The 12058-nt window shown below is 50.4% G+C and carries 11 protein-coding genes; 5 read left to right on the top strand and 6 right to left on the bottom strand.

Annotation, left to right across the window (positions count from 1 at the left end):
* Window positions 1–12: 12 nt before the first annotated feature.
* Complete coding sequence (locus KME12_12820) at window positions 13–498, bottom strand: hypothetical protein (protein MBW4488663.1); 486 nt, start codon at window positions 496–498, stop codon at window positions 13–15.
* Between the two features lie 492 nt (window positions 499–990).
* Here KME12_12820 and KME12_12815 point away from each other — a divergent pair, with 492 nt between their 5' ends.
* Together KME12_12815 and KME12_12810 are read left to right on the top strand one after the other, a co-directional pair.
* The gene (locus tag KME12_12815) at window positions 991–1191 is read left to right on the top strand and encodes a hypothetical protein (GenBank protein MBW4488662.1); all 201 of its coding nucleotides are present in this window, start codon (window positions 991–993) and stop codon (window positions 1189–1191) included.
* A gap of 85 nt (window positions 1192–1276) precedes the next feature.
* A complete protein-coding gene (locus KME12_12810) occupies window positions 1277–2476 on the top strand; it encodes a homocysteine biosynthesis protein (protein ID MBW4488661.1) in 1200 nt (399 codons plus the stop codon).
* Between the two features lie 141 nt (window positions 2477–2617).
* Here the strand turns inward: KME12_12810 and KME12_12805 are convergent, their stop codons facing one another.
* Window positions 2618–3739, bottom strand: a complete 1122-nt coding sequence (locus KME12_12805; protein ID MBW4488660.1) for a hypothetical protein — start codon at window positions 3737–3739, stop codon at window positions 2618–2620.
* Between the two features lie 368 nt (window positions 3740–4107).
* On the opposite strand from KME12_12805, the gene KME12_12800 reads away from it, so the two are divergent.
* On the top strand, window positions 4108–5004 hold the full coding sequence (locus tag KME12_12800) for a tetratricopeptide repeat protein (protein ID MBW4488659.1): 897 nt from the start codon (window positions 4108–4110) through the stop codon (window positions 5002–5004).
* 125 nt (window positions 5005–5129) lie between these two features.
* Here KME12_12800 and KME12_12795 read toward each other — a convergent pair whose 3' ends face one another.
* Both KME12_12795 and KME12_12790 read right to left on the bottom strand, forming a co-directional pair.
* Window positions 5130–5750, bottom strand: coding sequence for a TMEM165/GDT1 family protein (locus KME12_12795; protein MBW4488658.1), 621 nt, complete (start codon window positions 5748–5750; stop codon window positions 5130–5132).
* A gap of 253 nt (window positions 5751–6003) precedes the next feature.
* Entirely contained in the window at window positions 6004–7128 is a 1125-nt protein-coding gene (locus KME12_12790) for an alpha/beta hydrolase (GenBank protein ID MBW4488657.1), read from the bottom strand.
* A 65-nt stretch (window positions 7129–7193) separates the two neighbouring features.
* Between KME12_12790 and KME12_12785 the strand changes: the two genes are divergently transcribed.
* Complete coding sequence (locus KME12_12785; GenBank protein MBW4488656.1) at window positions 7194–7337, top strand: hypothetical protein; 144 nt, start codon at window positions 7194–7196, stop codon at window positions 7335–7337.
* On the opposite strand, the gene KME12_12780 is transcribed toward KME12_12785, so the two are convergent.
* Window positions 7338–8246 (bottom strand): S1 RNA-binding domain-containing protein, encoded by a 909-nt coding sequence (locus KME12_12780; GenBank protein ID MBW4488655.1) that lies wholly within the window; start codon window positions 8244–8246, stop codon window positions 7338–7340.
* 227 nt (window positions 8247–8473) lie between these two features.
* Here KME12_12780 and KME12_12775 point away from each other — a divergent pair, with 227 nt between their 5' ends.
* Window positions 8474–10729: a recombinase family protein gene (locus tag KME12_12775; GenBank protein MBW4488654.1), complete on the top strand. Its 2256-nt coding sequence runs from the start codon at window positions 8474–8476 to the stop codon at window positions 10727–10729.
* On the opposite strand, the gene KME12_12770 is transcribed toward KME12_12775, so the two are convergent.
* On the bottom strand, window positions 10704–12044 hold the full coding sequence (locus KME12_12770) for a serine/threonine protein kinase (GenBank protein ID MBW4488653.1): 1341 nt from the start codon (window positions 12042–12044) through the stop codon (window positions 10704–10706). The genes KME12_12775 and KME12_12770 overlap by 26 nt on opposite strands.
* Window positions 12045–12058 lie beyond the last annotated feature (14 nt).

Raw genomic sequence — 12058 nt, 5'->3', positions numbered from 1 at the left:
GTAATTGTGAGCCTACTTTAGTGAGTAAGCACTTAAGGGCACAATGCCGAGCTTCTGCCGCACCAACTCTAGAGGAGTTTCCCAGTCAGACTCAATATCCCACTCAACAATATGTTTAGCTAACCGACCCGTTTTGATGCTTTGGGCCACCTCTTTCAAATTGCATTTACGGGTCAGTAAACCAGCAATGACCAAGATGGCGCTAGAAGGCCGAAACACTTGACTGCGAACAAACGCTTGCAGCACAAATTCATCATGTTCTGAGGCAGATAACCCCGTGAGCACATGCCAAATATCATGGGTGCGCTGAACCCAATCTCCTGAATTGAGCGGGTCAAAACCATTCTGATCGAGAAAATGAGCAACTTCGCGACCTAGGGTGCCATCAGGTAACTGACGCAAGAACTCTATGTCTAGCGAAAATTTTTCGTTGGCACGAACTTGCGGATTAATAATTTGGGCCAGTTTTAAGACCACTTCTGTGCGTAAATCTTGCATAGTGACGATTCTGTAACTGTCTATCAGGCTCTCTGCGTATTTCTACAGGATCTGATTTAGTAGTTACGGAAAAAATTCATTTCTTTTAGATAAGATCTTTTTGAAGAGAAACACTAATTCTTCTCAGATCCTTTTGCGGATAAGCTTTTCAAAGCTTAAGCAGTTCCAAGTAAGTGAAAAAGTCAGCTCTCTGCACCTCCGTGCTAATACGAGGTTTGGCTAACACGGAACCAAGGCAGTACTGGAAAGAATCTTTAAGAGCAAATGAGCGGCAGTTATTAAAGCTACAAAACCAAAGCTAGAGATTACGGTCTATGACTCTTACAGTTATTCTGAGAAACCCGCTCCTGAGCAGGATAGAGGCTGTATCTGATTAAGCTGAGTTCTCTCAATGGCAATCAACATTGGCACAAAAGTGTTTAACTAAATCCAAGTGCTGATCTGGCACAAGTACAGATTCGGCAATCGTGTTTTGTTGAGCGAGCCAGCTGTATGAGAACTAATCTTGGCTTTGTAGCGAAAGTAATGGTGATTTCAGCGCTGATCGCGATCGCCATCAAATATGCGGCATCCCTGTCAGCCATACCCACAATGCCCAGAAATGTACTTGTATTATTTGTGGTGTTGCTTCCAACGTTTGCCTTAGCAATGGCTTTAGGTTGGCGCGCTTGGCGGCAGCGATCGCTATCTTGAACTTCAAACTCGTCTGAATTGCTGAACCTAAACAGCAGCGATTCTCGATAAATTCTGGACAAACTCTGGCTAGACAAATCCTTTTATGCGAACGATTACTGAAATTAACGACAAAATTAGCCGACAAGCTGCCGTAGTTTGCACAGCGGAAGAAGTCAAAGCCAGAGTCGCAGAAGTTGGAGTGGCCCAAACAGCCAAAACCGTGGATGTGGTCACAACAGGTACGTTTGAGCCAATGGAATCATCGGGAGCCATCCTGAACCTGGGCCATACTGACCCACCGATTAAGATTCGGCAATGCTGGCTCGATGGAGTTTTGGCTTATTCAGGATTCGGTGCGGTTGATCTCTACTTAGGCGCAACCCAGGTGGTCGATTACCCTGGCATGGCAGAGGCCGCTGATGGGGAAGAAAATCGCGAAAGAGGTGGGGGACATGTCATCGAAGATTTGATTGCCGGTAAACCTGTACAACTGAGAGCTTTAGGACAAGTGACAGACTGTTATCCAAGGGCTGCTTTTGAGACGACGATTACCCGTGACACTATTAACCAGTTTTACTTATTCAATCCCCGCAACCTATACCAAAATTTCATTGTGGGGGTGAATGGAGGCGATCGCCCACTTTTTACTTATCTAGGCCCTTTACAGCCTCGCCTAGGCAATGCAGTTTATTCCAACCCAGGTGCAATTTCACCCCTACTGAATGACCCAGACTTAGAACTAATTGGCATTGGCTCTCGCATTTTTCTAGGCGGTGGCACGGGCTACATCGCTTGGGAAGGCACCCAACACTTCCCGCTGCAAAAGCGCTTGCCTAACCGGGCTCCCATCGGCCCTGCGGCCACACTAGCCTTAATTGGGGATGCCAAAGAAATGGATTCGCGTTGGGTCAGGGGTTGCTACTTTAAAAACTACGGCCCCTCGCTCATGATGGGAGTTGGCATACCATTACCTGTCCTCCACGAAGAAGTCATCGCTCGCTGTGCCGTGCAGGATAAAGATTTAGTCGCACCCATTGTCGATTTCTCAATTCCTCGCCGCGTCCGCCCCACCTTTGGCTTAATCAGTTATGCCCAACTCAAATCGGGGCGAATTACGATTGATGGCAAACCTGTCCGTGTGGCTTCCTTGGCTAGCATCTTTCTGTCGCGCCAAGTTGCCACAGAGCTAAAGCAGTGGATTGAGGCAGGCAAATTCTTGCTCAGTGAATCGGTGGCTCCCATTCCTCAAGACCGCGCTTTTATGCCCCAAAATTTGTGGGGTTCTCAGGTGAGCCTAGATTAACTGGGATCAGCTCATAAATCAGGTCATAAATAAACAAGGGGAGACATTGTCCCCCCTTCTAGATGCATTGATAATGAATGAGTTCGGTTAACTTTCGCAAGCAAAAACTAACCTTTCAACCTACTGTTGCAAAAACTAACTTTATTCGGGTTGCGGGTCTGAACTGTCCTTCCGCTTTACAGGCTTAGGCAAGGGTGCCTTTCTGACTGGTGCGACTCCGGCACTACCCCCAGCATTACCTATAGGACGTGTGTTCGGACGGCTGGGACGTTGCCCATCTCTGGGTCTTCTGGCACCAGCGCCTCCTCCGCTGGGCCTTTCGTGGGCTTGGCGCTTGCGCGGAGGCAACAGACCGATAGAGGTGCCATCGCGGATCACTAAAACGTCGCCTTGACGATAGGTGTTTAAATCCCAGAAGTGGCCAACTGCTTTACCCGCTAAATTACCCTGAAGTAATAACTTAAAAGTTTTCTCCTCATCGGCATCTTTGCGAGGAGACTGTCTAATTTTGACAATAATTCGCTCCTCGTCAGGAGCTTGATAAATTACCTCACCCCGAATTGAGAAATAGCCATCTTCATGCTCAGTGGAAGCTGCTCCTCCGGCGGTACTAGCCTCCGTCGGCTCCTGAGTAGCGGGTTGGTCGGTGCCTTCATCAGCCTGATTTAGTTTCTCTGGCTCCCAAACTCCCACTATTTGAGCATGCAAATTTGCCTCTTTTTCCCTAGTACGCGGATACACAACCCAGAGGTGCTCTTGTTCTAGGTCTAAGTGCTTTCTGACCAAGCTCATCACCCGACCTAGTAACACAGCGTCAATGGCGGTGCCATCAGAGGTGACTAGATTGCCACGGGTAAAGTGGTCTGGCGATGCAACGTATCGCCCTCGAATTAAGCCAATCGCCCGATATTGCTTGGGTTCGCTTGGAGGAGGGATGGGTTGTTGCCGCATAACTGATGCCTGCTCGGATAGTTCGTCACCCTCGCTAGAGGAGACTAGGTCGGCAGAACTCTTGGCCCCAGGGACCGCAGGAGCAGTCGGTGGAGTCAGTTCTGCTGCATTTACAGTCGAAGCTAATTCTGAGGTCATTTCAGATGGTTGATCTGCTGGAGTCTGTAAAGGGGTGGGAGCAGTAGATGAACTTGAAGTCTGCTCATGGGCAATGTCTGAACCCAAGTTGGAAGTTGGGTCAGAGGCAGGCGAAGCCTGATGAGATGATACAGACTCAGGGGGCTTATGGGGCCGCTTGGGAGAGGAACTCATAGATGTTGTTTGCAGACAGGAGGCATGATTGCATCAGTCTGCTTATTTTACTGAATGCAATCACTCTACGGACCGATCCGCAAAGTTTCTGCAATCTTTAATTGTAATTAGTGATTTAAGCAACCCTTGCGTAAATTCTCGCAAAGTGTAGAAGTGTCTAGCACAAGATTCTGGGTCTGTAAGTTCATAAACTATGCCGCTAGGAATTCAATCTAGCTCTGTCAAGGTCTTTTTTGCGGATGAAATAAAATTAAAAACTTTCTAGGTTTGGAGCGATCGCGCTACCGAGTGCTTCCTAATGGTGCTGGCTGAAAGCAAAGGTCTGCCCCCTAGACCGTTAAAATGTTCGTAGAGTTCAAGGCAGTTGTGTGACTGAGAAGCGGCGTCGCTGGATCATTAATGTTGTGCTAATTCTGGCAGTCGTTGCCTTTGTCGGCTTTTCTCTGTTCCCGCTCCTAGGGGATGCTTTTAAGGCCGATCGCTCTGGGGGTGAGCCAACTCCCTCCTCAGCTCAAGCCACGCCAAGCGCAAAGCAGGAAGAATTGAAGGCTCAAGTCAAAGGATATGAGGCCGTTTTGCAGCGAGAACCAGACAACCAAACGGCTTTACGGGGGTTGGTAGAGGCGCGGCTGCAACTACAAGACATCAAGGGTGTAGTAGAGCCTTTAGAAAAGCTGGCCAAGCTGAATCCTGACCAAAGTCGCTATGGAGTGTTGCTGGCCCAAGCTAAGCAGTATGCAGGCGATCGCGAAGGAGCGGCAGAAGCGTATCGCACCCTTTTGACCGCACAGCCAGGAGATATGATCGCGTTGCAAGGGTTGGTGGGCTTGCTAATTGAGCAGAAACGACCTGAAGCTGCGGTGGGCTTGCTGCAAGACACCCTCAAAAGTGCCGATGAAGCGAATCAGGTGAAACCCGGAAGCGTAGATGTGCCCTCAGTTCAGTTGCTACTGGGGCAGGTGTACGCGGAGCAAAAACGCTACGATGAAGCGATCGCGATTTACGACGAAGCAATCAAGAGCAGCGGCAAAGATTTCCGTCCCGTGTTAGCCAAAGCCCTTGTCTTCAAGCAGCAGGGTAAGGATGAAGCCGCCAAACCCTTGTTCAACTCTGCCATCAGCCTAGCGCCCGCTGAATACAAAGATCAGATTAACCAACTGGCTAGTGGTAAACCGCCAACACCACCCACAGCAGCCCCGACCACTGCGCCGAATCAGGCACCTATCAATACCCCAACGCCTCAACCCTCCCCTGTTGCACCTTAAAAGGTAAGGAGGAAGGATGAGGGATGAAGGATGAGAGGAGCCATAAATCAGAAGTTCAACAGAGCAGGCGTAAACTCTTACTTTAACTTCCTGCCCTTCTGACTTCTGGCTCCTGGCTTCTCAATCTAGTGATTCCCTTCTAACCAGGCAACTCCGGCAAAAACGAGGAAGAGCAAGCCACCTACAGCGGTCATGAATCGTTCAGAGATGCGCTGACAGAGCATGCGGCCACTGAATACGGCGATCGCGGCACAAATGGCATGACCCAGAATTGCTCCTAAAGTGACACCAATCGGATTTTGAGCCGCAGATAGAAAAATGGTGGCGAATTGCGTGCGATCGCCCCATTCAGCGACGAAAGTCAGCGAGAAAGCCTCAATGCAAATGGCTAACCAAGTTTGGCGCTGAGGTAACTTTTCTTCCGCTTCCTTAACCACATTCATGGCTTCTTCGGCTTCGTCACAGGCGTTCTCGGCAGGCATTTGCTGAGCGTCATACAAGAGCTTCAGCCCAAAGCCAGCGAGTAAAATGACTTCCAGATAGTGCATCAGGGTCTTGGGAAACAGGGAAACCGTTTGCCCCAACAGCACAGACAAAATAGTCATGAGGGCAAGCGCTAAAACTGCACCCGTAAACACCCACCGACGCGGGTGACGCATCGCTAAAATTGCCGCGATAAAGAAAGTTTTGTCTCCTAATTCGGAAACCGTAATTAGCGATAACCCAGCGGTAAAGGCTGTTAGCACTGACTCAAGCTCCTCAACATCTCTCTAGCCCTGAGGTGGCTTAAGTAGAGCAAAAGACCCCACTAAGCTCACCACAGATGTGAACTTAGTGAAGGTCTCGCTTCCAAGTAATCTAAAAACTTGTCACCTGAACCAGGCTTATCGCCAGTATGTTGATTCAGATGGGCTAGCTATTCTCTGCTAGCAGCTACTCCCCTTCAAACTAGAGTAATTATACATGGATTTGCGAGTTTCGCGATCGCCCAACTATAAACTAGGCCAAGCCTTTAAAGAGAGAACAAGCAGTAGTAAATGAGGCAACGGCTTCGGAAAACTGTTCGTTGCGTTCCATTAGGCCCATGTGTCCGGCGGGGCGAAGAAACTTTAATTCGGCGTTGGGAATCTGACTGCTCATGTATTCGTGGGCAGCGGGCACAGTAGCAATATCTGAACGACCTGCAATGACGAGCGCTGGCACATCAACCGTTGGTAGCGTGGCTTGCTCCTCGTAGCGCAACATCGCTAACACACCTCGCGCTAAGATGCCTGGTTGAGCAATCAGTCCTAGAATCGTGGAGAAATTGAGCTGACCGCGCGTTTCTCGTCCGGTAAATCCAGAAATTTCAGTGGTGATGTGCATGGAACCGTTGAGGTAGCTCAAGCCACTGATTAGCCAAAACAGCGGTGATAACCAAATGGTTAGGTGTAATAGCGGCTCTATTAAAGGTTTCTGGAGTGCTTGTAAAAAGCGGCTGAGAATTGCGGTTTTTAGCGGGTTTGTATAGGTTGTATCTACCAAAACGATGCCAGCAACGCGATCGCGCAACTGCTCCCGAAACAAGCGGCAAAAGGTGAGGATGATCATGCCACCCATGCTGTGCCCGAGGAGTATCGCTGGCCTGTCTCCTGCCACTGACAACACTGCTTCTAGGTCACCAGCAAATTTTCCTAGGGAGTAGTCTTCGTTTTGCGGCTTTTTAGATTTACCGAGTCCTGGTAAGTCCCAAATTACTAAACGAAAGCGATCGCCCAGTTGTCGCTTGGCGTAGTACCAAACAGTGCTATTCGGTCCCCAACCGTGGGTGAAGATAATCGGTTGAGCATCGACGGGACCGTAAAACTCAACATGAATTTCGCTGCCATCCGGTCGAGGAATCTTGCGAACCGCATTACTGCGAATGGCTTTAGGTTCATCCTTGCCAGGACGGCGGAAGAGTAGGAGTGGCAGGAAACCTACAAATGACCAAAGGGTCATCAGTGAACCTGCGATCAACCAGTTGTTTGAGATTAAATCCCCTTCATACCATTCGTGCAGAATGTAGATTCCGCCGCCTAGCAGCGCGATCGAGAAAAGTCCTGCCAGCCATCGCAGCAGAAAATCGAGGGGCGTAAATATCATGGTTGACCTCTTGGCTCCGACTCCTAAACAAATGCCTTGCGACATTGAGAAGTACGTTAGAAGCAATGCCTCAACCTAAGCAACCACCAGAAGTTAGAACTCTCCATAGCCCCGTAGGGTGCGTGCAATGCACCGGATTAAATTCATGGGCTTGGCGCACAAAAAAAGGTGAGCGATCGCCCACCTTACAATTACGAACTACGAATTAATTAAGTATCATCGCGATCGCGCTTCTTGTTGGCTTTTTCGGCGCGGGCTTCTGCTTCGGCCATGACGGTTGCCATTTGCTCCACCATTTCTCCAGGGTAGTTTTCTAGAACTTTAGTGGAGAGAGAAATACGGCCTTGGGTCGCATCCAAATCTACGATCATGGCTTGGATGGGTTGGCCCACTTCAAATAGTGCAGCGAGAGATTCGATAAAGCGATTGCTCACTTGGTTGATGTGGAGTAGCCCCGTGGTGCCGCTGAAGTCTACAAATACACCAAACGGCTTGATGCTGGTGACTTTTCCTTCTGCCAGTTGTCCGATTTGCAGGTTGCTCATGCTAGCTGCACGAGTTGCCATCCGGTTAGAGAGGATGAGTTTGTTGCGGTTGGGGTCAACTTCTAGGAAGCTTGCAGTGAGAGTTTGGCCTTTGAGGGCTTCCAGGTCGTTGCGCTCTACCAAGTGCGATCGCGGAATAAAGCCCCGCAGACCGCGCACATCCACGGTGACGCCGCCTTTGTTGGTACCTGTGACGCGCACCTGCACTGACTGGCTACTGTTTTGCAGCTCAGCCACTTCTTCCCAAACCCGATTCATCTCTAGACGGCGGCGAGACAATGTCACCTGACCATCTGCATCTTGGTCACGAATAATGACGAATTCTTGTTCTTCGTTCAGCGGCAGAACTGCCGATAAATCTGTAACCCGTCTCAAGGCAGCTTCTTCAGTTGGTACAAAGGCGAGAGATTTACCACCAATGTCCACATAAGCGCCATTCGCTTCATAGTTGAACACTTTTCCTCGCACAACTTGACCTGATTGAAATCCGTAGTCATGTTGTTCCAAGGCTCTCGCAAAATCATCCATCGAAAAGGACGGAGTAGCTTGAGAACGGGGCGATTGTGAAGTCATATGAGATTGAACAGTGAAAATAATGAGATGAACTGAGGCAATAATTCTCAGTCCCACTTGCTCTAAGGTATCGCGCTCAGATGCAACTGAAGGCTTTCCGTCAGGACTCTTCACGAAGCATCGTCAACGGCAGAAAGTGGGTTTCCCCAATATAGTCAATTCTTCGGCGATTCAGGACAGTTGGGAAAAAGTCTATCCTAGGGGTGATAAGCGCTTGAGGCATTCCGGTGGCTGCTGACTCTGTTTGGATTGTGGGGCCAACCCGTAGCGGTAAGACGACTGATTTGGTAAACCAGTTCAAAGCTTGGGTGCAAGCGGGGTTAGACCCAAACGGCGATCGCCAAACAGAACCCACTCTCAAAGCGGGGCATCCAGTTTCGGAGCGATTGCAACAATTGATGGTAGAGCGATCGCAACGAGCCCGGATGCAAGAAACGGCCTCCGCCATTTTGGTGTTTGCTGCCACCGGGGATAACCGTCTGGAACTAGTCGATCGCCTGACTTCAGCGACGCAAGGGGAATGCCCCATTCAGTCGGCTACACCAATCGGTTTCTTCCAAGATGAAGTGCTGTTGTTTTGGCCGTTGTTGGTAGAGCAGTTGCAACTGAAAGCGCAATTTCCCGTGCGGCTCCGACCGGAAAATGAGCAAGAACTGGCAACTCGGTTGTGGCGATCGCAACTGACTCCAGAAGTGCTGCAACGCTCCGGTGTGGGAGAGTATCGGCTAGTGCGGCGGCTTTTAGATTGGTTACAACTGGCGGCTCTGGCGGGCATTGCCACGGAGAATATTCCTGGCATTCTTGAAGTGGGACTATCGGGACAAGATTGGGCTTTGTTTGGCGAGTTGTTATGTCAGTGGCGCAGTTGGTGCTTAGATCGCGGCTTGCTCACCTACGGTTTACTCTGCGAACTGTACTGGCGCTATCTCTTGCCCAACCCCACCTATCAGCAACATTTGAGTCGGCGTTATCAAGCAGTCCTAGCCGATGATGTGGACAATTACCCAGCGATCGCTCGGCAGTTGTTTGAATGCTTGCTGGATCACGGTGCTGTAGGTGCGTTTACTTACAACCCTAAGGGTGGCATTCGTCTGGGACTGGGCGCTGATCCGCAGCATTTAGCAGATCTGGCAACGCGATGTCAGGTAGTAGAACTTTCCGCCAGCGTCAATCCTGGCTTAGCGAATCAGGTGGGTTTATCTGTAGTGGAAGTCGTCACCGATCCCTTATTTCTCACTCAGCTACCAGAAGCAGTGCAATCGCTACAAACCACTTCTCGCGCTCAGTTATTGCGGCAAACGGCTCAAGCGATCGTGGAAGCTGTAGAGTCAGGGCAGGCGCAACCCCACGAAATCGCCGTGATTGGCCCCGGTGTGGACGCGATCGCCCGTTACACCCTGCGAGAAATTTTGGGTAAACATGGCATCGCCGTCGAGTCGATCAATGATCAGCGCCCCTTAGCCAGTTCCGCAATGGTGCGAGCTTTACTGACGCTGCTCACTTTGGTCTATCCCAACTTAGGCCGACTGATCAACCGAGACGCCGTCGCCGAAATGCTAGTCGTCCTCAGCCAAACTCCTCAACCCAAACCCCCAGATCCAAGCAACACTAGCGCCTCTTCTTTTCATCCTTCCTCCCTCCTCCTTCATCCTTGTATAGACCCCGTCCGTGCTGGCCTCCTAGCCGATCACTGCTTTGAACCGCACCCCGATCGCCCCCGCTTACTCCCCACCACCGAATTCCCCCGCTGGGATCGCTTGGGTTACGAAGCTACCAAAGCTTATGACGAGATTGTGCAGTGGATCGAAACTCAGAAGGTGCAACAAGAACAACGCTTAGTTCCAGGAGCGATCGCGATTCTCGACCGAGCGATGCAAAAGTTTTTGTGGAACGGCAGTCACCTGCCCTTTGACCAACTGGCGACCCTGCGAGAACTGATGGAAACGGCGCAGCACTACTGGGAAGTGGACGCACGGCTACGACAAAGCGAGAATGCAGACACACCCGCGTCAGTCACGGTGGGCAACTTTATTCAACTGTTGCGGGGTGGCACGATCACCGCCGACCCTTATCCGGTGCGGAGTAGCAGAGCTGCCAACCCAGCCGTGACCCTGGCGACGATTTTTCAGTACTGCTCCAACCGTCTATCTCATCGTTGGCAATTCTGGCTCGATGCGGGTTCGCCCCGTTGGCTGACAGGCTCAGAAACGTTGTTTGGTGCCCCTTTGTTTTTGCAAAACTGGTCGAGTACGCCTTGGACAGAGGCAGATTCGATGGCTGCTCTAGAGCGACGGTTGCAACGGATTTTGCTGGATTTGTTGGGTCGAGCTGGCGATCGTGTGTTTCTCTGCCATAGCGACTTGGCAACGAATGGTCAAGAGCAAATGGGCACGCTGCTGTCGTTGGTGAATGCTTCGGTGCCAATGGTGACAGAACCGATGGTGGCAGAAGAGACACTTATGGCAAGTTCAGCCAGCTCTTGATTTCCTGCACCAGCCACAAACACTCAGCCCGACTCAAACCTTCCCCGAAAGAGTACTCTCGCATCCCTGCTTGAATCGTGATTCTGCGTCGAGGTTCCGCTCCAGCCGCCACCTTAGATTCAGCGCTATCTAAAAAGATGTCCTCAATCTCAGCAATACTGCCATCGGGACTTTCGGGGATATAGCCCAGGATTTTTCTATAAATGACAAAACAGTGTTTATCAAAGTAAACGCGAGTCGGGCAAACGGAGGTGTAGGTCAAAAAGGAGAGCGTCAGCGACAAAATTAAGTAGCCAAAGGCCCAATCCCAATAACCTCGGCTCAGTGCAATCAAAAACGAACAGACAAAAAAGAATAAACCCAACGACAAAAAAGGCAAGGTAAATCCTGTGCCTCGCGCCGGAATTTCCACTTGTAGCTCCGTTGCAGCCTTGCGGAGTTGGACCTTGGTGCCCTCCGGCTGTTTTGTCAGTGCAGTAGAGTTTGGGCGCGATCGCTCCTGTTGCTGCAAACCTGATTCCAACGCAGCCAAAGCCTCACGTGCGGTACTAAAACGGTTTTCCGGAGCAGGTTCCGTTAGGCGATCGATCCAGTCGAGCAATTGAGGATTGAGACTAACGCGATCGCGCCATTGCAACCGCAAATCTTTCTGAGGTAAATCAGCAGGAGCAACGCCTGTAACTAGGTGAATCAAAGTGGCTCCCAAGGCATAGAGATCGGAAGCAGGAACGGCACGACCGCCAAATTGCTCTAGAGGCGTATAACCGTAAGTTCCCACCACAGTAAACGTAGAGCCTTCCGCAGCGGCTCGGTCTTGCACCGCCCCAAAATCTACTAAATAAATCTCACCATCATCGCCCCAGATAATATTGCTGGGTTTGATGTCTCGGTGCAGCACTGGAGGGCTAAGTTCGTGCAGGTAGATCAACGTTTCCAGAATTGCTGTGGCAATATCGCGAAGCTCTAACTCGGTAAACTTCTCACCTTGAACGATTAACTCTTTGAGAGATGCGCCAGGGATATACTCCTCTACCAGAGCAAACCACAGCGGCTTCTCTTCTAGGCAAAAGTAATCGTAATATCGGGGAATGCGGGGATGATCTAACTGTTCCAGGACTTGTGCTTCTCGCTCAAACAGCTTCACATGCTCCCATTGGGTGCTCCCTTCAACGGCTAGTAGTTTAATAATGACCTGGTTGGCGGCATCCTCCGGTTCCGCTAAGTCATCTGCTAACCAAGTCTGCCGTACAGGATGATCGTTGAATTGGGCTTGGAGTTGATAGCGATCGCCAATCACCTGTTGTAGCTGTAGCATTACTGAGCCGCACC

Source organism: Trichocoleus desertorum ATA4-8-CV12, from assembly GCA_019358975.1.
Lineage (GTDB): Bacteria > Cyanobacteriota > Cyanobacteriia > FACHB-46 > FACHB-46 > Trichocoleus > Trichocoleus desertorum_A.
The sequence above is the reverse complement of the archived record's forward strand: the minus strand, read 5'-3'. Positions and strand labels throughout refer to the sequence as shown.